This is a genomic window from Streptomyces hokutonensis (assembly GCF_000376565.1).
GTDB classification, from domain to species: domain Bacteria; phylum Actinomycetota; class Actinomycetes; order Streptomycetales; family Streptomycetaceae; genus Streptomyces; species Streptomyces hokutonensis.
Window position 1 is genome coordinate 97,134 of the sequence record NZ_BARG01000018.1, and the last position, 19,860, is coordinate 116,993.

Consider the following 19,860-nt stretch of genomic DNA (forward strand, 5'->3'; position numbering starts at 1 on the left):
GAATTACACCGCCACGTACGTCACCGGCTCGCTCCCCGTCATGACCTCCGCCTGGCCCAGCTTCACCAGTCGTCGCAGGTGCGCCTCGGCCTCGGACACCGCGATGTTCCTTGACGGGAAGGGGATTTGGGACCAGGGGCGGTTCCACTCCATGCGCTCGGCGACCTGCCAGGCGGTGAGGGGTTCGGAGAGGAGGGCGAGGAGGCCGGTGAGGCGGTCCTCGTGGTGGGTGAGCAACTCCCGTACGCGGCCGGGCGCGTCGGTGAAGGTGTGCTGGTGGGCGGGGAGTACTTCGGCGGGCGCCAGGCGGCCGATCCGCTCCAGGGAGTCGAGGTAGTCGCCGAGCGGGTCGGCGATCGTGGTGTCGTCCGGGTCCTCGTACAGGCCGATGTGCGGGGTGATCTCGGGGAGCAGGTGGTCGCCGGAGAACAGCCGTCCGTGGCCCGGGAGTCGGGACGGGTGGTCCTCCTCCAGGTGCAGGCAGACGTGGCCGGGTGTGTGGCCCGGGGTCCAGATCGCGCGCAGTCGGCGGCCCGGCAGGGGGAGGAGTTCGCCGGGGACGATCTCCCGGTCGGGCAGCGCGGGCGCGAGGCCCGGCACGCTGCGCGGGCGGGCCGCCCGGAGCGGGGCCAGGTGCTCCTCGGGGGCGCCCGCCGCCGCGAGCTTCGCGGTCATGTACGTCAGCCAGCGGCCCGGTTCGGTCGAACGGGCCCGCCGGACGATCGCCGTGTCCGCCGCGTGCATCGCGAGCCACGCCCCGGACGCCTCGCGCACCCGCCCGGACAGGCCGTGGTGGTCGGGGTGGTGGTGGGTGACGATCACGCCGTGCACCTCGCCGACCCCCGTGCCACAGGCGTCGAGACCCGCGACGAGGGTGTCCCAGGAGGCCGGGTCGTCCCAGCCGGTGTCGACCAGGACCGGACCGCGGTCGGTGTCGACGACGTAGACGAGCGTGGTCCCAAGTGGGTTGTCGGGGATGGGGACTTCGATGGAACGAACACCGCCGCCGTGGTCGTGGACCTGACCCGTGGACGTCATGGACTCCCCAATCGCCGCCTTCCGGCCACTATACGTGGACTCCATCGACCGGAACTGGTATTCAGTCCTCGTATCTGATGGATCGTCAGACCGCGGTACCGGGGAGGCGTTCGGCCATGACAGAGCTCGTGGAACACCGACAGCTGTTCATCGGCGGGGAGTTGACCGATCCCCTGGGCAAGGACGTCATCGAGGTGATCTCCCCGCACACCGAGGAGGTCATCGGACGCGTCCCGCACGCGTCGAGGGAGGACGTGGACCGCGCGGTCGCCGTGGCCCGCCGGGCCTTCGACGAGGGACCCTGGCCGCGCATGACCCTGGACGAACGGGTCGCGGTCGTCACCCGCGTCAAGGACGCGATCGCCGCCCGGTACGAGGAGATCGGCCGCGTCATCTCCTCCGAGAACGGGTCGCCGTACTCCTGGAGCATCCTCGGGCAGGCCCTCGGCGCGATGATGGTGTGGGACGCGGCGATCACCGTCGCGAAGGACTTCACCTACGAGGAGTACCGCGACGGAGTCCTCGGCAGGATCCTCGTACGCCGGGAGCCGGTCGGGGTGGTCGCGGCCGTGGTCCCCTGGAACGTCCCGCAGTTCGTGGCCGCCGCCAAGCTCGCGCCCGCGCTGCTCACCGGCTGCACGGTGATCCTGAAGCCGTCGCCCGAAGCACCCCTGGACGCCTACCTGTTGGGCGAGATCGCGAAGGAGGCCGGGCTGCCGGACGGCGTCCTGTCGATCCTCCCCGCCGACCGCGAGGTCAGCGAGTACCTCGTCGGGCATCCCGGCATCGACAAGATCTCCTTCACCGGCTCGGTCGCGGCCGGCAAGCGCGTGATGGAGGTCGCCGCCCGTCATCTCACCCGCGTGACACTGGAGTTGGGCGGCAAGTCGGCGGCGATCGTGCTGCCCGACGCGGACATCACCACGTCCGTCCCCGGCATCGTCTCGGCGGCCTGGATGAACAACGGCCAGGCGTGCGTCGCCCAGACCCGCATCCTCGTACCCCGCTCGCGCTACGACGAGTTCGCGGACGCCTTCGCGGCGGCGGCGAGCGCCCTCGTCGTCGGCGACCCGCTCGACCCGGCCACCCAGGTCGGCCCGCTCGTCGCCAAGCGCCAGCAGCAGCGCAACCTCGACTACATCCGCATCGGCCAGGAGGAAGGCGCCAAGATCCTTACGGGCGGCGGCCGTCCACCCGGCCTGGACCGCGGCTGGTACGTCGAACCGACCCTCTTCGGAGACGTCGACAACTCCATGCGCATCGCCCGCGAGGAGATCTTCGGCCCGGTCATCTGCCTGCTCCCGTACGGCGACGAGACCGAGGCCGTGAAGATCGCGAACGACTCCGACTACGGGCTCAGCGGCAGCGTGTGGACGGGCGACGTGGCCCACGGCATCGACATCGCCCGCCAGGTCCGCACCGGCACCTACAACGTCAACACCTTCAGCCTCGACATGCTCGGCCCCTTCGGCGGCTACAAGAACAGCGGTCTGGGGCGGGAGTTCGGGCCCGAGGGCTTCTCCGAGTTCCTCGAACACAAGATGATCCACCTGCCGGCCGGCTGGGAGGGGTGAACGAGGGATGGGTGACCGCTGGCAGGTCGAGGTCGACCGCTCCGTCTGCATCGGCTCGGCCCAGTGCGTCCACCAGGCCCCCGACCGTTTCCGCCTCGACTCGGCCATGCAGTCCCACCCGGCCGAACCGGAGACCGACGCCAACGAGCGGATCCTCGCGGCGGCCGAGGGCTGCCCGGTGGAGGCCATCATGATCACGCTCCTGGGGAGCGGGGAGCCGGTGTTCCCGCCGGAGGAGTAGCGGTGGCCGCAGGGGAGTTGACGCCCTAGGAGACCAGGAGGTCGGCGAACAGCCCACGGACACGGGTGCCGTCGGGCTGAGCCCAGACGCCGGTGACGTGGCCGAGCGCGCCCTCGGGGGCCGTGGAGCCCGGTTCGAGCACCCGGCGCAGCCGCAGCGTCGGGCCGTCCGGTACGGCGAACTCGGTTGCCGTGTCGGTGTCGTTGGGGGCGCCGAGGGCGGGGAGGGGTGCTGTACCGGTCCAGGAGCGGGCGACCTCCCGGTCCAGGGTGTCGGAGACGCTCTGCGCCTGCGCCTGGGTCCGCCCCTCGACGAACGCCACCAACTCGGCGGTCAGCACCGGGTCGTGGCAGCCGTCGTAGGCCCAGCGCGGACCGAGGACGCCGTGCTCCATGGTGCCGACGAGGGCGTGTTCGGCGCCGGGGAGCGGGGCGGCCCGGTAGGTGAGCGGCACCAGGTAGGCCGCAGGGCCGTCGGTGACGACCATGAACTCGATGCCGACCTCGCCCTCGGGGTCGTCGAGCCGGAAACCGCCGGCCTTCGCCAACTCCGGTTCCGCGGAGCCGTGATACCAGGGGCGGGTGGGCAGCCAGACGGTGAGGAGTTCGAGCTTGGTGGGCTTGACGTGGGTCTGGTGGATGATGGCCATGCGGGAATTATCGGTCCGCGCCCGGCTCCGTGAGGTCGATGAGACGGCACACCGTCTCGATGTCGATCTTCACCTGGGCGATGGACGCGCGGCCCGACAGCCAGGTGATCAGGGCCGAGTGCCAGGTGTGCTCGATCACGCGGACGGCGGAGAGCTGCTCGGGCGTCGGGTGCTCCAAACCCATCGCGTCCAGGATGATCACCGTGGTCTGCCGGGAGACCTGGTCGACCTCGGGGGAGACGCTGCGGTCCGCGAAGGTCAGCGCGCGGACCATCGCGTCGGCGAGATGCGGCTCCCGCTGGAGTGCGCGGAAGGCCCGCATCAGGGTCTCGGCGACCCGCTCGGCCGCCGTCTCGCCGCCCGGCGGCTTCTTCCGCAGCGTGCCGTGCATGTGCTCCAGCTGGTCCTGCATCGTGGCGACCAGGAGATGCACCTTGGACGGGAAGTACCGGTACAGCGTGCCGAGCGCGACCTGCGAGGACTCCGCGACCTCCCGCATCTGCACGGCGTCGAAACCGCCCCGGCTCGCCAGCTGCGCGCTCGCGTGCAGGATGCGGCGCCGCCGGGCCTCCTGCCGCTCGGTGAGGGGCGGCGAGGTCCGCGCAGTGGCTTCGGGCTTGGTCTCCACTGGCATGGCTCCCGTTCCGTGACTGTTCCCGTGACTGTCGGTGAGGGCGGGTGATCGGACCGATCATGGCAGGGTCCCGGCCGTGGTGTGAATCACCTGATCCACTTCTCACAGCGCCCGTACCGGCCGGTAGATTCAGAACCTCCTGGACGATCAAGTCTGAAACTTGTTCTAGATTAGCGTCCCGGCGTAATCTCGCGGGACAGTGCAGGCAGAAGGGGGCTCAGAGTGACCGCTGAGGCCAGTCAGGCGGGTCCCCAGGAGGATCCGGCAGCCGACGGCGAGCGACCGCTCCGTATCGCACTCCTCACCTATAAAGGGAACCCGTTCTGCGGCGGTCAGGGCGTCTACGTCCGCCATCTCTCCCGCGAACTGGCCCGCCTCGGGCACCGCGTCGAGGTCATCGGCTCGCAGCCGTACCCGGTCCTCGACGAGGGCTACCCCGGCATCTCCCTGACCGAGCTGCCCTCGCTCGACCTCTACCGCTCCCCGGACCCCTTCCGCACCCCGAAGCGCGACGAGTACCGGGACTGGATCGACGCGCTCGAAGTCGCCACGATGTGGACCGGCGGCTTCCCCGAGCCCCTCACCTTCTCGCTGCGCGCCCGCCGTCATCTCCGCGCCAGACGCGGCGAGTTCGACGTCGTGCACGACAACCAGACACTGGGTTACGGGTTGTTGGGGGATGTCGGTGCACCGCTCGTCACGACCATCCACCATCCCATCACCGTGGACCGGCAGTTGGAACTGGACGCGGCGGAGAACTGGCGCCAGCGCATGTCGAAGCGCCGCTGGTACGCGTTCACCCAGATGCAGAAGCGCGTCGCCCGCCGGCTCCCCTCCGTGCTCACCGTCTCCGGCACCTCGCGCCAGGAGATCGTCGACCACCTCGGCGTCCGCGACGACCGTATCCACGTCGTCCACATCGGCGCCGACACCGACCAGTTCTCCCCGGACCCCGCCGTACCCCAGGTACCGGGCCGGATCGTCACCACGTCCAGCGCGGACGTCCCCCTCAAAGGCCTGGTCTTCCTCGTCGAGGCCCTGGCCAAAGTCCGCACGGAACACCCCGACGCCCACTTGATCGTCGTAGGAAAACGCCCCACGGAGGGCCCAGTGGCCCAATCCATCGAGCGCTACGGCCTGGAAGGCGCCGTCGAGTTCGTCAAGGGCATCTCCGACGCCGAACTCGTCGACCTGGTCCGCTCGGCGGAGGTCGCCTGCGTGCCCTCGCTGTACGAGGGCTTCTCGCTCCCGGCGGCCGAGGCGATGGCCACGGGGACGCCGCTCGTCGCGACGACCGGCGGAGCGATCCCGGAGGTCGCGGGGCGTGACGGGGAAACGTGCTTGGCGGTACCGCCGGGCGACCCGGGAGCGCTGGCGACCGCCCTGAGCAGGCTGCTGTCCGACCCGGAGTTGAGGGTGCGGCTCGGCCGGGCCGGGCGTGAGCGGGTACTGGCCCGGTTCACCTGGTCGCGAGCCGCAGAGGGCACGGTCCTGCGCTACCGCGAGGCGATGGCCGCCTCCGCCGGCGAGGCCATGCGCGGCTCCGCCGCCAAGCTCCCCGGCCGCTCCGCGGCCTCTCAGGGTGTCGAATCCACGACCTCCGCGACCTCCACGACTGACACCGGCGTCTATCCCGAAAGCAGGGCCACGTGCTGACCGTCGACTTCTCCCGGTTCCCGCTCGCCCCTGGCGACCGTGTCCTGGACCTCGGGTGCGGTGCCGGGCGGCACGCGTTCGAGTGCTACCGGCGAGGGGCACAGGTCGTCGCCCTCGACCAGAACGCCGAGGAGATCCGCGAGGTCGCCAAGTGGTTCGCGGCGATGAAGGAGGCCGGTGAGGCCCCGGCCGGCGCCACCGCCACCGCGATGGAGGGCGACGCGCTCCAACTCCCCTTCCCCGACGAGTCGTTCGACGTCGTGATCATCTCCGAGGTGATGGAGCACATCCCGGACGACAAGGGCGTGCTCGCCGAGATGGTCCGGGTCCTGAAGCCCGGCGGCCGGATCGCCATCACCGTCCCGCGCTACGGCCCCGAGAAGGTCTGCTGGGCGCTGTCCGACGCGTACCACGAGGTCGAGGGCGGCCACATCCGCATCTACAAGGCGGACGAACTCCTCGCCAAGATCCGCGAGGCCGGCCTCAAGCCCTACGGCACCCACCACGCGCACGCGCTGCACTCGCCGTACTGGTGGCTGAAGTGCGCGTTCGGCGTGGACAACGACAAGGCGCTGCCGGTGCAGGCGTACCACAAGCTCCTGGTCTGGGACATCATGAAGAAACCCCTCGCCACCCGGGTCGCCGAACAGGCGCTGAACCCGCTGATCGGCAAGAGCTTCGTGGCCTACGCGACCAAGCCGCACCTCCCCCTGGCGGAAGCCAAGTGACCGCTCCCCGGACAGAACACCTCGTCCTGCCCGGGGTCCTCACCGCGGAGGAGGCCGCCGCGACCGTCGCCGGCATCCTCGCCGTGCAGCGGGAGGACGGGGCGATCCCGTGGTTCCGGGGCCATCACCTCGACCCGTGGGACCACACCGAGGCCGCGATGGCGCTGGACGCGGCGGGCGAGCACGAGGCCGCCGAGCGGGCGTACAGCTGGCTCGCCCGGCACCAGAACGAGGACGGCTCCTGGTACGCGGCCTACGCCGACGGCGACGCCCACGACGTCACCGACCGGGGCCGCGAGACCAACTTCGTCGCCTACGTGGCCGTGGGCGTGTGGCACCACTACCTCTCCACCGGCGACGACACGTTCCTCGACCGGCTGTGGCCCACGGTCTACGCGGCGGTCGAGTTCGTCCTCCGGCTCCAGCAGCCGGGCGGGCAGATCGGCTGGAAGCGGGACGCCGACGGCACGGACACGGCCGACGCGCTGCTGACCGGTTCCTCCTCGATCCACCAGGCGCTGCGCTGCGCGCTCGCCATCGCCGAACAGCGCGAAGAGCCGCAGCCGGACTGGGAGTTGGCGGTCGGTGCGCTCCGGCACGCGATCCGCCGCCATCCGGAACGGTTCCTGGACAAGGACCGCTACTCGATGGACTGGTACTACCCGGTCCTCGGCGGCGCGTTGACCGGTACGGAGGCCAAGTCCCGCGTGGAGGAGGGCTGGACCCGCTTCGTCGTGCCCGGGCTCGGGGTGCGGTGCGTCGTCCCCAACCCGTGGGTCACGGGCGGCGAGTCCGCCGAACTCGCCCTGGCGCTGTGGGTGTTGGGCGAGTCCGACCGTGCGCTGGAGATCCTCCAGTCGATACAGCATCTGCGCGATGCGGAGACCGGGCTGTACTGGACCGGGTACGTCTTCGAGGACGACGCGATCTGGCCGCGTGAGTTGACGACGTGGACTGCGGGGTCGTTGCTGCTGGCGGTGGCGGCGCTGGGGGGCCATGACGCGACATGCGCCGTCTTCGGCGCCGAGCTTTTGCCGAACGGGCTGGATCCGGACTGTTGTTGAGCGCGGGCCGGTGGGGGCCGGCCGCGCAGTTCCCCGCGCCCCTAAAGACTCCGGCTCGCCGTGGCTTTTAGGGTCGCGCAGTTCCTCGCGCTTCTGAAGACTCCGGCTCACCGTGGCTTTTAGGGTCGCGCAGTTCCTCGCGCTTCTGAAGATTCCGGCCCACCGTGGCTTTTAGGGTCGCGCAGTTCGTCGCGCTTCTGAAGACTCCGGCTCGCCGTGTTTTTTAGGGTCGCGCAGTTCGTCGCGCTCCTGAAGACTCCGGCCCACCGTGTCTTTTTGGGGCCGCGCAGGTCCCCGCGCTCCTGAAGACTCCAGCCCACCGTGTCTTTTGGGGGCGCGGGGAACTGCGCGGCCAGCCACAACGGACCCGCACCCGCCAAACCGTCAGGAACGGTGTACCCGGTTGGCGATCGCATGGCCGATGAACAGGTACACGATCGCGGCGAGGCCGTACCCGCAGACCACCCGCGCCCACGCCTCGTCGAAGGTGAACAGGTCGCGGGACCAGCCCGCGAGCCAGTCCGCCGTGCGGTGGACGAACTGCACGAGGTCGTTCGCGCGGTTGGCGTCCAGCAGGTACATCAGGATCCAGAGCCCCAGGATGAGGGCCATGATGTCGGCAATGATCACGATGACATTGCCGGCGGAATTCGAACCGCGTCGGTAGTAGGGGGACATGCCCACCGGATTACCGCTTCCGCGGTGATGAAACCCGAACGGCGTCCCCCGGGTGGCGCAACCGCCCGGGCCGGGTGAGGCTGCCGGGGTAAGGACACCCACTCGGGGAAACCCCCGGAGGATTCCGTGCCCGTACCGATACGGCGCCTCTTCGTGGCGCTCACCCTGTGCTGCGCCCTGCTCGCCGGCGCCACCGCCTGCGGCAGCGCGACCGAGGACGCCACACAGAACACCGCGGCCGTCGTGGCAGCCGCTGCCGCGACCCCGAGCCCCAGCACGACCGCCGAGCGCCAGAAGCTGGCCAAGACCCGCTTCGTCGCGAACGCGGGCCTCGCCGCCGGTGCCACCTACCAGTGGATCGTGAAGCCCTGGAAGGCCGGCAAGTTCAAGAAGGGCGCGAGCGGACGCAGGTTCGCCCTCGTCAAGGCGGGCCTCGCGGGCGCCTTCGCGTACAACCGGCTCAAGGCGGCCAAGAAGAACGCCCAGGGCGACCCCACGCTCTCCAAGGCACTCGCCCCGCTGACCGCCGGCATCGACTCCCTCAAGGACCTGCCGTCCAAGCTCCGCAAGGGCGACTCGACCGACGCGACGGCGAGTTCCTTCGACGACATCATCAACAAGGTCAAGGACGCCGGGAAGAGCGCGGGCGCCGAGGTGACCGAGAAGGTGCCGTCGGCGGGCCAACTGGCGGGTGGCTCCTAGGAGTTCAGCTCGGCCAGCACCCGCAGCGTGTGCGGGTCGGGCGCAAGGGCCAGCAGGTCCGTGACCGGGCCCTTGCGCCACGACTCCAGGCGTTCCGCGATCCGTTCACGCGGGCCGACGAGTGAGATCTCGTCGGCGAACGCGTCCGGCACGGCGAGGACGGCCTCCTCCCGGCGCCCGCCGAGGAACAACTCCTGTATCCGGCGGGCCTCTTCCTCGTACCCCATGCGTGCCATCAGGTCCGCGTGGAAGTTGCGGGCCGCGTGCCCCATCCCGCCGATGTAGAAGCCGAGCATCATCTTCACGGGGAGCAGGCCTTCGGCGACGTCGTCGCAGACCTTCACCTGTGCCATGGGCGCGACCAGGAAGCCGTCGCGGAAGTCGGTCGTGCCGTAGACCTCGGGGCGGCTCGGCGACCAGTACAACGGCAGCCACCCGTCGGCGATTCGGGCCGTCTGCGCCACGTTCTTCGGCCCCTCGGCCCCCAGCAGGATCGGCAGGTCGGGGCGGAGCGGGTGGGTGATGGACTTGAGCGCCTTGCCGAGCCCGGTACCGTCCGCGCCCCGGTACGGATGCGCGTGGAACCGCCCCTCCACCTCGACCGGCGCCTCCCGCCGCAGCACCTGCCGTACGACCTCGACGTACTCCCGGGTCGCGGTCAGCGGCGACCTGGGGAACGGCCGCCCGTACCAGCCCTCCACCACCTGCGGCCCCGACAGTCCGAGCCCGAGCATCATCCGCCCGCCCGACAGATGGTCGAGGGTGAGCGCGTGCATCGCGGTGGTGGTCGGCGAGCGGGCCGCCATCTGCGCAACGGCCGTCCCCAGCTTGATCGTTGACGTCTGCGCGGCGATCCAGGTCAGCGGGGTGAACGCGTCGGAACCCCACGACTCGGCCGTCCACACCGAGTCGTAGCCGAGCCGCTCCGCCTCCTGGGCCAGCGGCACATGGCCCTCGGAGGGCCCGCGCCCCCAGTACCCGAGTGCGAGACCGAGCCGCATGTCGCCTCCACAGTCAGCAATCTGACGGATCGTCAGCCAGTCGACGGGACGGCTGCGACTGTACGACAACGGCCCCCCACCCGGAAGGGTGAGGGGCCGTGGGAGACGGTGCGGGGCTTCAGCCGCGCTGGATCCCTGACGTGTCCTGCAGTACGCCGCGACGGCCGTCCTGCGTCTGCGCGATCAGTGCGGCACCGCGCTGCTCGACGGCCAAGTACCAGGTACCCGGCGCGAGTTCGGCGATCGGCGACGGCGAACCGTCCTCCCCGAACAGCGGCCGGGCCACCGGCACGGCGAACCAGAACGGCGAGAACTCCCCGCCCGGAGGCGGCGTCGGCTGCGGCTGGGGCTGCCCGAACGGCTGGGCGGCCTGCGCCTGCTGCGGCGGAGTGCCGTACGAGGGCTGCGGCGCACCGGCACCCGGGTAGCCGTAACCACCGGGCGGCTGGGCGCCGTAGGGCTGCGGGGCGGCCGGCTTGGGCGCGGGGACGAGGGCGGCCTGGAGGGCCGGGACGAGCGGCGTCGCGATGGCGGCACCGGCCATGGCGAGGGCCGCGATGAAGCCGAGGATGAGGCCCGCGCCGGCGCTGACGTTGTCCCCGACGTCGACCAGCGTCCAGAACAGGGCCCACGCGGTGAGGACCGTGAACGCCACGCCGACTGTGCCGAGGTCCAGGCCCAGGATCTTGCGCGGCTGGGGCAGGCTGCGGTTGACGACGATGAGAGCGGCACCGATGACGCCGCCCATGTAGGTACCGAGGCCGTTACCGAGGCTCGTCCACGCGGTGATGTCCAGGTTGTACCCGTTGGCCGTGTAGAACTTGAGGAACGACGCGATGAAGAGCAATACCGCTGCCCCGATCACCACACCGTCGCCTCGTGTGAGGGAGCGGATATTCACTTCAGGTCCTTCGTAGGTCGTCTCGTCGTCGGTTGACCCTATCGTCCACCTTGCCAGGGTGTCCGCCCGGATCAGCCCACTGATCGCTACCCGCGCAGGAAACTCACGATTCCCTCAGAGATCCCCTGCGCCGCCGCCTGTCTCCAGGCGCCGTTCGTCAGCAGTGCGGCATCCTTGCTATCGCGCATATTGCCGCACTCGATGAACACCTTGGGAACCGTTGACAGATTGAGACCGCCCAGGTCCTTACGCGTGACGAGACCGGTCCCGTCGCCGACGTAGTTGGAAGGCTGTTCGCCCGTCGTACGACGGTAGTCGCTCTCGATGTTGCGGCCGAGAACGGCGGAGGGGGCGACGATCGCCCGGGTGTCGGCGCCGCCCGCGTGCACGGAGGCCGGCAGGATCACATGGAAGCCGCGGTCGCCGGCCGGTGCGCCGTCCGCGTGGATGGAGATCGCGGCGTCCGCGTGCGCGGCGTTGCCGATCTTCGCGCGCTCGTCGACACACGGTCCCCAGGCGGGGGAGGAGCCGTCGTGCGTCAGCTTCACCGTGGCGCCCTGCCGCTCCAGGATCTTCTGCAGCCGGTGGGACACGTCCATCGTGAACTGGGCTTCCGAGTAACCCGCGTTGGTGGACGTCCCGGTCGTGTCGCACTCCTTCCAGTTCGTGCCGATGTCCACCTTGCGGTTGATCTCGGCGGTGTGCTGGAAGTTGGTGACGTTGTGCCCCGGGTCGATGACGACGACCTTGCCCGTGAGGGGCCGGGAGTTCGGCGGCTTGTCGTCGTTCGAGGCGGCGACCGAGGGCGAGGAGGACGCGCCGGGCGCCGTGGCCGCCGTACCGGCCGCCGCCCCGCCCGAGTCACCCGGGCCGCCCACCGCCTCGTACACGAACCACCCGATCAGCGCCCCCGGCACCAGCGCGGCCAGCGCCACGGTCAGGGGCCCACGACGGAAACGACGGGGCTGCGGAGGATCGAAGTCCGGACCTACGTACGACACGGAAACCACCCTAGCCGTCCGACGGTGCGGTCCCGCCGAAGCGGCGACGAGCGCCGCCAGGAGTCGCGGCCGATCTTCAGATGCCGGTTCCCGTGCGCCGTAGCACCCGCAATGAGTCCGTCACCGACACCTCCGTGAACGCGCCCGATTCCAGGGCCCGTCGGTACACGCGGTACGGGGCCTGCCCGGTGAACTCGTCCTCCGGGTCCGGGAACACGTCGTGGATGACGAGCAGCCCGCCCTCGGCGACATGGGGCGCCCAGCCCTCGTAGTCGCCGTTGGCGTGCTCGTCGGTGTGCCCGCCGTCGATGAACACGAGGCCGAGGGGAGTGCCCCACACGCGTGCCACTTGCGGCGACCGCCCGACGAGCGCCACCACATGCTCCTCGAGCCCCGCCCGGTGCAGGGTCCTGCGGAACGTGGGCAACGTGTCCATCAGCCCGATCTCCGGGTCGACCGTCTCCGGATCGTGGTACTCCCACCCCGGCTGCTGCTCCTCGCTGCCCCGGTGATGGTCGACCGTGAGCGCGGTGACACCGGCCGCGCGGGCGGCATCGGCGAGGAGGATGGTGGAACGCCCGCAGTACGTCCCGACTTCCAGCAAGGGCAGCCCGAGGCTTCCGGCTTCTACGGCGGCGGAGTACAGGGCGAGCCCTTCGCCGACCGGCATGAACCCTTTCGCCGCTTCGAACGCGGCGAGGATTTCGGGCTTGGGTGCCGGGGGCATGGGGCGATCCCTTCGATACGGGCGAGCTTTCAGGAGCAGCCAGGCTACGTCTTTTGTCTTTAGGGGCGCGGGGAACTGCGCGACCAGCCCCCACGCACCCGCACAAGACGACGAAACCGATTACGCGCTAACAGTCTCACCGGGCAACGAAAGATCCAGGTCAACTGCAACCTCGTCCCCCGCGTGCGACGCAGACGAAGCCAACGGCCCATGCCCCGCCGCCCGAGCAGCCAACACATACGCTCCCTCAGACGGCACCGCGAGCACATAACTCCCGTCCTCGGAGGACAACGTAGCCCCGGCCTGCCGCCCCCGCCGGTCGATCAGCGTGACCTTGGCCCGCGCGACCGGCGAACCGTCGGCGCCCAGAACCCGCCCCCGGAAGCCCCGCAGGATCTCCTCCGCGCGCTCCAGGTTCGCCTCCTCCTCGCTGCTGAAGTTCAACTGCGGCGCCCGGTTCGGCTTCGGGAGGAACAGCGCCATCAGCAGACCGACGGCGACCGCACCCGTCGCGATCATGAAGGAGACACGGAAGCCGTGCATGGTCGGGATCGCGACCCCGCCCACATGGTTCGCGGTGTTGGCCAGCACCATGCCGATCACGGCGCTGGAGACGGACGTACCGATGGACCGCATCAGGGTGTTGAGCCCGTTCGCCGCACCGGTCTCCGACGCCGGCACCGCACCCACGATCAGCGCGGGCAGCGAGGAGTACGCGAGGCCGATGCCCGCGCCCAGGACGACCGCGATGACCAGGCTCTGCCAGGCCGCGCTCATGAGGCCGAGGCCCGCGCCGTAGCCGATGCCGATGATCAGCATGCCCAGGATCAGGGTGACCTTGGGACCGTACTTCGCCGAGAGGCGGGCGTAGACGGGGGCCGTGAACATCATCGTCAGGCCCAGCGGCGCGACCAGCAGACCGGCGGTGACCATCGACTGGCCGAGACCGTAGCCGGTGGCCTTCGGCAGCTGGAGCAGCTGGGGAAGGACGAGGGAGACGACGTAGAAGGAGACGCCGACCATGATCGAGGCGAGGTTGGTGAAGAGGACCGCGGGGCGGGCCGTGGTGCGCAGGTCGACCAGCGGGGCCTTCACGCGCAGTTCCATCACGCCCCAGAGGAGCAGGACGACGGCCGCCGCGGCGAACAGGCCGAGCGTGGTGCCGGAGGTCCAGCCCCAGTCGCTGCCCTTGGTGATGGGCAGGAGGAAGAGAACGAGGCCGGCGGAGAGGCCGATCGCGCCGAGCACGTCGAAGGTGCCCTCCGCGCGCATCGGGGACTCCGGTACGACGAGGAGGGTGAGGACGATGGCGAGGACACCGAGGCCGGCCGCGCCGTAGAAGAGGGCGTGCCAGTCGGCGTGCTGCGCGACCAGGGCCGCGAGCGGCAGCGCGAGGCCGCCGCCGACGCCGATCGAGGAGCTCATCAGGGCCATGGCCGACCCGAGCTTCTCGCGGGGCAGCATGTCGCGCATCAGGCCGATGCCCAGCGGTATCGCGCCCATGGCGAAGCCCTGGAGCGTACGGCCCGCGATCATCGTGAGGAGATCGCTGGTGAGGGCGCTGACGAGGGCGCCCACCACCATGATGGCCAGGCTGGTGATCAGCATCCGCCGCTTGCCGTAGAGGTCGCCGAGGCGGCCCATGATCGGCGTGGCGACGGCTCCGGAGAGGAGCGTCGAGGTCAGGACCCAGGTGGCGTTGCTGGGCTCGGTGCTCAGCAGCTGCGGCAGGTCCTTGATGACCGGGACGAGCAGGGTCTGCATCACCGCGACAACGATGCCCGCGAAGGCGAGCACCGGCACGATGGCGCCGGACGGCCTCCGTGCGGGCTGGTCGGTCGACGTGTGCGTCATGGAGTGAGGCCTCCAGGCCGTAAGGGTGAGTGATCCGTGCGGGATAAGTGCACGGTAAACCTCGTATGCATGGGCAACTATTCCGATGCTTCGGCGTACTAACGAATCCTTGACCGTCCCATGAAGATCTGACCCTCCGTCACCCCTGGCCATTTACTGGAACGTGTTCTAATCTCGCCCGCCATGAAGGCCTATGTCGCCGGCGTCGGGATGACGAAGTTCGAGAAGCCGGAGAGCCGGGAGTGGCAGTACTGGGACATGGTGCGGGAGGCCGGGAGCGCCGCCCTCGCGGACGCCGGGATCTCCTACGGCGACGTGGAACAGGTTCCTGTCGGCTACTGCTTCCAGCCCTCGACCGCCGGCCAGCGCGCCGTCTATGAACTCGGTCTCACCGGCATCCCCGTCTACAACGTCAACAACAACTGCGCCACGGGTTCGACCGCCCTGATGCTCGCCCGCCAGCTCGTCGAGGGCGGCGCCGCCGACTGTGTGCTCGCGGTGGGCTTCGAGAAGATGAAGCGCGGCGCGCTCGGCGGGGGTACCGACGGCGGAGACTTCGCCACGTCCCCCGTGGCCCGCCACTACGGGATCATGGCCGCCCGGCACGGCTTCGAGATGACCCCGCCCACCGCCCAGATCTTCGGCGACGCGGCCCGCGAACACATGGAGAAGTACGGCACGACCGAGGCCCAGCTCGCCGCCGTCGCCGCCAAGAACCACCGGCACTCCGCGCACAACCCGAACGCCCAGTTCCAGGACGTCTACGACGTCGACGACATCCTCGCGGCCCGGGTCGTCCACCACCCGCTGACGAAACTCCAGTGCTCACCGACCTCGGACGGGGCCGCGGCGGCGGTCGTCGTCTCCGAACGCTTCGCGCGGTCAAGGCAGTTGGCCGGCCGGCTCGTCGAGATCGTCGCCCAGGCGATGACCACCGACACCGAGGACTCCTTCGCCTCCGGCTCCTGCGTCGACGTCGTCGGACAGCCCATGTCCCGGGCCGCCGCCCGCCAGGTCTACGAACGGTCCGGACTCGGCATCGAGGACGTGGACGTCGTAGAACTCCACGACTGCTTCTCGATCAACGAACTGCTGACGTACGAGGCCCTCGGCATGTGCGAACCCGGGGAGTCCGGGAAACTCGTCGAGTCCGGGGGCACGACGTACGGCGGGCGGTGGGTGGTGAACCCGTCCGGCGGCCTGATCTCCAAGGGGCATCCGCTCGGCGCCACCGGGATCGCCCAGGTCGCCGAGCTGGTGTGGCAGTTGAGGGGCACGGCGGGGGAGCGGCAGGTACCGGGGGCCGAGGTGGGGCTCGCGCACAACATCGGGCTGGGCGGGGCGGCGGTGGTCACCCTGCTGCGGGCGGCTTAGGACCTACGGCGGTGGTACGGCTGAGGCGAAATGCCGATGCCGGGGGCGTGGACCGGTTGAGAGTATGACGACCATGTCCCGAGCCGATGGTGCCTCCCGAATATCCCGCCTGTTCAGCAGGGGCGCGCCGCCGCCCGCCTGGCTCGTGGTGGCGCTCGCGTGTGCCGGACAGTTCCTCGTCGTGCTCGACGTGTCCGTCGTCAACGTGGCGCTGCCGTCGATGCGGACCGACCTGGGCATGAGCGCGCCCGGGCTCCAGTGGGTGGTCAACGCGTACGCCATCGCCTTCGCGGGGTTCATGCTGCTCGGCGGGCGCGCCGGTGACCTCTACGGCCGCAAGCGGATGTTCCTCGTCGGGCTCGCCCTGTTCACGCTGGCCTCGCTGGCCGGCGGACTCGCCCAGGACGGCTGGCAACTGCTCCTCGCCCGGGCCGCGCAGGGACTCGGCGCCGCCGTGCTGGCGCCCTCGACGCTGACGATCGTCACCTCGGCGGTGCCGGAGGGCGCGGCCCGCGCCCGGGCCATCGCCACCTGGACCGCGGTCGGCGCGGGCGGCGGGGCCGCCGGCGGACTCGTCGGCGGGGTGCTCGTGGACACGCTGTCGTGGCGCTGGGTGCTGCTGATCAACGTGCCCGTCGGCGCGGTCGTGCTGCTCAGCTCACTGCGCTGGCTCCCGGAGAGCCGGGCCGGGGACGGCCGACGGCTCGACCTGCCCGGCGCCGTCCTGGTCACGGCGGGCCTCGGGATGCTGGCCTACGGCATCTCGCAGACCGAGGCCGAGGGGTGGACGGCCGCCGCGACCCTGGTCCCGCTGGCCGCCGGACTCGCGCTGGTCGCGCTCTTCCTGGTCGTCGAGGCCCGTACGGCGGCTCCGCTGATGCCGCTCGGGCTGTTCCGGTCGCGGGCGGTGTCGTCGGCCAACGCGGCGATGTTCCTGTGCGGCTCCGCGATGTTCTGCATGTGGTTCTTCATGACGCTGTACTCGCAGAACGTCCTCGGGTACAGCCCGCTGGAGGCCGGGCTCGCCCTGGTGCCGAGCTCCCTGGCCGTCCTCGTCGGCTCCAAGTCGGCGCCCCGCTTCATGCCGGTCCTCGGCGCGCGCAACGTCGCCGTCCTCGGGACGCTGATCGCGGCGGTCGGCTTCGGCTGGCAGTCGCTGATGACCGCGCGGGGGGACTATCTGACGGAGATCATGCTCCCCGGAATCCTGATGATGCTCGGCGCGGGCCTGACCGCCACCCCGCTCGCCGCGCTCGCCACGTCCGGGGCCGCGCCGGGTGAGGCCGGTCTCGTCTCCGGTTTGATCAACACCTCGCGCACGATGGGGGGTTCGCTGGGCCTCGCCGTGATGTCGACGATCGCGGCGGCGCGTACGGCGAGCGCGCTGGGGGTGGGCGGGACGCGAGGCGCGGCCGGTGTGATCAGTACGCCGGGGCCCGACGGCGGTGTGCCGGAGGCGCTGACGGAGGGATACGCGCTGGCCTTCCGCACGGGGGCGGGGGTGCTGCTCGGCGGGGTGGTGCTGATGCTGGTGTGGCTGCCGTGGGGGAAGGGGGCCGGGCCGGCAGTGGCCGCGAAGGTCGCCGAGGGGGCGCCCTCCACCAACGCGGAGGGTACGACTTCCACGAGTTTCGAGAAGTGAGGCAACGGTCCGGGCGGCTCATGGACTCCTTCAGACATCTAGGAGGTGCCCATGGGGGATCGCAAGGAGGCTCGGGGGACTCGGGATGACGAGTTCCAGAGCTTCGTCATCGGCCGCTGGCCGCGGTTGATGCGGACGGCATTTCTTCTCACGGGGGAGCAGCACGCCGCGGAGGACCTGGTCCAGTCGACGTTGGAGCAGGTCTTCGTGGCCTGGCGCAAGGTCGGCTCGGCGGACGATCCCGAGGCGTACGTACGGCGCGTGATGATCAACGCCCACGCACGCAAACACCGCAGACGGCTCAAGGAGTTCCTCGCCCCGAAGGACGACTCGGGACTGGTGCGCGAGATCGCCGACACCGGTGACCGCATCGCCCAGGCCGAGGACCGCAACACGCTGCTGAAGGCGCTGGCCCAACTGCCCGCGAGGCAGCGGGAAGCGGTGGTGCTGCGGTACTGGGAGGACCTCACCGAGACACAGACGGCACAGGCGATGGGCTGTTCCGTCGGCGCGGTGAAGAGCAACGCGGCCAAGGGGATCGCGAAACTCCGCGCCATACCAGGACTCGCCGAGACGGTGACGCAGGGAGGGCCGAAGCGATGAACGCGGACCGGGAGACGAACCACACCATGACGGACAGAGACATCGCCCTCCTGCTGGCCGACGCGGCGGACGGGGTCGAGATCGGCATAGCCCCCTACCAGGCGGTGATCCGCGGCGGCCGCCGCCGCCGGGCCCGCCGCTGGGCACTCGCCACGGCCGCGGCCCTGGTGATCACGGGCACGTCGGGCACCCTGGCCCTGGCTTCGCTGCGCGACGGGAACGGCGTGGAGGTGGCACCGGCGGTGAGCCAGAAGCCGACGGTGCCTTCGACGCCGGAGGAGCGGCACGTGTACGAGCCGCAGCGGACGGCGTTGGCCATGGGCACCTACCGCGACAAGCCGTGGCGGGCCGCCATCGAGGTGTGGGGGGCACCGCGCGACAAGGCCGAGGCGGACAAGCAGCTGGCCGCCATGACCGACCTGGGCCTCGAACCCGCAGGCGGACGCAAGGCCGCCGCCTTGATCGGCAAGACCTCCTTCTTCGTGACCCGGGCCTACGGCGATGCCCGCCCCCAGCAGGTCATGTTCAACACGGAGGCGAAGCAGGACACGCTGGTGGGCACGGACATGGAAGCCGCCGCGACCCGCCTGGGCACGAGCGGCGAAAGCTCCGGGCGCCTGGTGATCGGCGAGGTCGCCAAGACCGCGCAGCACGTGACCTGCCACTGGAAGGACGGCACCTCGACGGTGGCCGGCAAGATCAACGCGAACCACGACATCTACACCGAGGATCCGGTGATCCGCTCGGTGGACGGCTATCCGGGCGCCAACTGGTTCGTGTGCGTGGCTCCGGCGGGGACGAGCTATGAGTCGGCGGAGGTGACGAAGTAGCAGCTGTCCGGCCGTTCCCGCGGCGGATCCAGGGAGCGGCCGGCAGCACGCTGGCCTGGGCTGCTCGCTCGGTCGCTTCCCGTAGTAGGGGCTGACGGTCCGGGCAATTCGTGCTCGCCCTTTCCTGCCCGTCCCTTGAGGTGCATCCGCGCTACAACCACCCCTGCTGCCGAGCCTCCCGCATCGCCTCCATGCGGTTGCGCGTGGCCGTCTTGCCGATCGCCGACGAGAGGTAGTTGCGGACGGTGGATTCGGAGAGGTGGAGCTTCGTGGCGATGTCGGAGACCGTCGCGCCGTCCACCGAGGCATTGAGGACGTCGCATTCGCGGGCGGTCAGCGGGTTCGGGCCGGCGCTCAGGGCGGCGGCGGCGAGGGCCGGGTCGATGACCGTTTCGCCGGTGAGGACGCGGCGGATCGCGGCGGCGAGGTCCTCCACCGGGCCGTCCTTCACGAGGAAGCCGGCCGCGCCCGCCTCCATCGCGCGGCGGAGATAGCCGGGGCGGCCGAAGGTGGTGAGGATCAACACCCGGCAGTCGGGGGCCTGTTCGCGGAGTTCGGCGGCGGCGTCCAGGCCGCTCATGCCGGGGAGCTCGATGTCGAGGAGGGCGACATCGGGACGGTGGACCAGGGCGGCGTCCACGATCGCGTCGCCCCTCCCGACCTGGGCGACGACCTCCAGGTCCGCCTCCATGCCGAGCAGCAGGGCGAGGGCGCCGCGCATCATGCCCTGGTCCTCGGCGAGCAGCACTCTGACGGACTTGGCGGGCCGGTGGTCCCGGGGCATCTCATCCACGGGGCAAGGGTAAGGCCCGGGGCGGTTATCAAAAACTCTTCATTGTTCGCGTCCGCGAGTCTTGACGGTCTTCGGCTGCGGGCAAACAATCGCCTCGGCATTCCGCCGACATCCTGGAATTCCCCGAGCAGAGCCGTTTTCGGAAAACTTTCGACAGTTCGACATTTCGA

20 protein-coding genes are annotated in these 19,860 nt (G+C 70.4%); 10 read left to right on the top strand and 10 right to left on the bottom strand.

The features are described from left to right. Positions 1-3 precede the first annotated feature (3 nt). On the bottom strand, positions 4-1,038 hold the full coding sequence (locus tag SSP08S_RS08615) for a Strvi_7410 family MBL fold metallo-hydrolase (RefSeq protein WP_019067175.1): 1,035 nt from the start codon (positions 1,036-1,038) through the stop codon (positions 4-6). A 116-nt stretch (positions 1,039-1,154) separates the two neighbouring features. On the opposite strand from SSP08S_RS08615, the gene SSP08S_RS08620 reads away from it, so the two are divergent. After that, positions 1,155-2,612 carry an aldehyde dehydrogenase gene (locus SSP08S_RS08620; RefSeq protein WP_019067176.1) on the top strand — a complete coding sequence of 486 codons (1,458 nt, stop codon included), beginning with the start codon at positions 1,155-1,157 and terminating at the stop codon, positions 2,610-2,612. 7 nt (positions 2,613-2,619) lie between these two features. Then, the gene (locus SSP08S_RS08625; protein WP_019067177.1) at positions 2,620-2,853 is read left to right on the top strand and encodes a ferredoxin; all 234 of its coding nucleotides are present in this window, start codon (positions 2,620-2,622) and stop codon (positions 2,851-2,853) included. A 25-nt stretch (positions 2,854-2,878) separates the two neighbouring features. Here the strand turns inward: SSP08S_RS08625 and SSP08S_RS08630 are convergent, their stop codons facing one another. Together SSP08S_RS08630 and SSP08S_RS08635 are read right to left on the bottom strand one after the other, a co-directional pair. Further along, positions 2,879-3,502 (bottom strand): maltokinase N-terminal cap-like domain-containing protein, encoded by a 624-nt coding sequence (locus tag SSP08S_RS08630; RefSeq protein ID WP_019067178.1) that lies wholly within the window; start codon positions 3,500-3,502, stop codon positions 2,879-2,881. Positions 3,503-3,509: 7 nt separating this feature from the next. After that, on the bottom strand, positions 3,510-4,136 hold the full coding sequence (locus SSP08S_RS08635; protein WP_026178312.1) for a TetR family transcriptional regulator: 627 nt from the start codon (positions 4,134-4,136) through the stop codon (positions 3,510-3,512). Positions 4,137-4,358: 222 nt separating this feature from the next. On the opposite strand from SSP08S_RS08635, the gene SSP08S_RS08640 reads away from it, so the two are divergent. The 3 genes from SSP08S_RS08640 to SSP08S_RS08650 are packed head-to-tail and all read left to right on the top strand — an operon-like array spanning position 4,359 to position 7,584. After that, complete coding sequence (locus SSP08S_RS08640; protein ID WP_019067180.1) at positions 4,359-5,792, top strand: glycosyltransferase family 4 protein; 1,434 nt, start codon at positions 4,359-4,361, stop codon at positions 5,790-5,792. Continuing rightward, entirely contained in the window at positions 5,786-6,520 is a 735-nt protein-coding gene (locus tag SSP08S_RS08645) for a class I SAM-dependent methyltransferase (protein ID WP_019067181.1), read from the top strand. The genes SSP08S_RS08640 and SSP08S_RS08645 overlap by 7 nt, the downstream gene beginning before the upstream one ends. Further along, positions 6,517-7,584, top strand: coding sequence for a prenyltransferase/squalene oxidase repeat-containing protein (locus tag SSP08S_RS08650; RefSeq protein ID WP_019067182.1), 1,068 nt, complete (start codon positions 6,517-6,519; stop codon positions 7,582-7,584). Before SSP08S_RS08645 ends, SSP08S_RS08650 begins: the two co-directional genes overlap by 4 nt. 384 nt (positions 7,585-7,968) lie before the next feature. Here the strand turns inward: SSP08S_RS08650 and SSP08S_RS08655 are convergent, their stop codons facing one another. Continuing rightward, positions 7,969-8,262 carry a hypothetical protein gene (locus tag SSP08S_RS08655; RefSeq protein WP_026178313.1) on the bottom strand — a complete coding sequence of 98 codons (294 nt, stop codon included), beginning with the start codon at positions 8,260-8,262 and terminating at the stop codon, positions 7,969-7,971. A gap of 126 nt (positions 8,263-8,388) precedes the next feature. On the opposite strand from SSP08S_RS08655, the gene SSP08S_RS08660 reads away from it, so the two are divergent. After that, on the top strand, positions 8,389-8,964 hold the full coding sequence (locus SSP08S_RS08660; protein WP_019067184.1) for a hypothetical protein: 576 nt from the start codon (positions 8,389-8,391) through the stop codon (positions 8,962-8,964). Here SSP08S_RS08660 and SSP08S_RS08665 read toward each other — a convergent pair. The 5 genes from SSP08S_RS08665 to SSP08S_RS08685 all read right to left on the bottom strand — a co-directional run bounded on the left by SSP08S_RS08665 (position 8,961) and on the right by SSP08S_RS08685 (position 14,448). Then, positions 8,961-9,965, bottom strand: coding sequence for an LLM class F420-dependent oxidoreductase (locus tag SSP08S_RS08665; protein WP_019067185.1), 1,005 nt, complete (start codon positions 9,963-9,965; stop codon positions 8,961-8,963). The genes SSP08S_RS08660 and SSP08S_RS08665 overlap by 4 nt on opposite strands. A 118-nt stretch (positions 9,966-10,083) precedes the next feature. Beyond that, the gene (locus tag SSP08S_RS08670; protein ID WP_174479374.1) at positions 10,084-10,866 is read right to left on the bottom strand and encodes a DUF5336 domain-containing protein; all 783 of its coding nucleotides are present in this window, start codon (positions 10,864-10,866) and stop codon (positions 10,084-10,086) included. 86 nt (positions 10,867-10,952) lie between these two features. After that, positions 10,953-11,867, bottom strand: coding sequence for an N-acetylmuramoyl-L-alanine amidase (locus SSP08S_RS08675; RefSeq protein WP_078532378.1), 915 nt, complete (start codon positions 11,865-11,867; stop codon positions 10,953-10,955). A 76-nt stretch (positions 11,868-11,943) separates the two neighbouring features. Continuing rightward, entirely contained in the window at positions 11,944-12,594 is a 651-nt protein-coding gene (locus SSP08S_RS08680; RefSeq protein ID WP_019067188.1) for a class I SAM-dependent methyltransferase, read from the bottom strand. 120 nt (positions 12,595-12,714) lie between these two features. Continuing rightward, entirely contained in the window at positions 12,715-14,448 is a 1,734-nt protein-coding gene (locus tag SSP08S_RS08685; protein ID WP_019067189.1) for an MFS transporter, read from the bottom strand. Between the two features lie 183 nt (positions 14,449-14,631). On the opposite strand from SSP08S_RS08685, the gene SSP08S_RS08690 reads away from it, so the two are divergent. From SSP08S_RS08690 to SSP08S_RS08705, 4 genes are all read left to right on the top strand, one after another. Beyond that, entirely contained in the window at positions 14,632-15,822 is a 1,191-nt protein-coding gene (locus tag SSP08S_RS08690) for a lipid-transfer protein (protein WP_019067190.1), read from the top strand. Positions 15,823-15,895: 73 nt separating this feature from the next. Next, positions 15,896-17,464 carry an MFS transporter gene (locus tag SSP08S_RS55020; protein ID WP_078532396.1) on the top strand — a complete coding sequence of 523 codons (1,569 nt, stop codon included), beginning with the start codon at positions 15,896-15,898 and terminating at the stop codon, positions 17,462-17,464. 51 nt (positions 17,465-17,515) lie between these two features. Continuing rightward, positions 17,516-18,067, top strand: coding sequence for a SigE family RNA polymerase sigma factor (locus SSP08S_RS08700; protein WP_019067192.1), 552 nt, complete (start codon positions 17,516-17,518; stop codon positions 18,065-18,067). Positions 18,068-18,093: 26 nt separating this feature from the next. Then, positions 18,094-18,897, top strand: a complete 804-nt coding sequence (locus SSP08S_RS08705; protein ID WP_245607850.1) for a hypothetical protein — start codon at positions 18,094-18,096, stop codon at positions 18,895-18,897. Positions 18,898-19,048: 151 nt separating this feature from the next. Here SSP08S_RS08705 and SSP08S_RS08710 read toward each other — a convergent pair whose 3' ends face one another. Next, a complete protein-coding gene (locus tag SSP08S_RS08710; RefSeq protein WP_019067194.1) occupies positions 19,049-19,681 on the bottom strand; it encodes a response regulator transcription factor in 633 nt (210 codons plus the stop codon). Between the last annotated feature and the right edge of the window lie 179 nt (positions 19,682-19,860).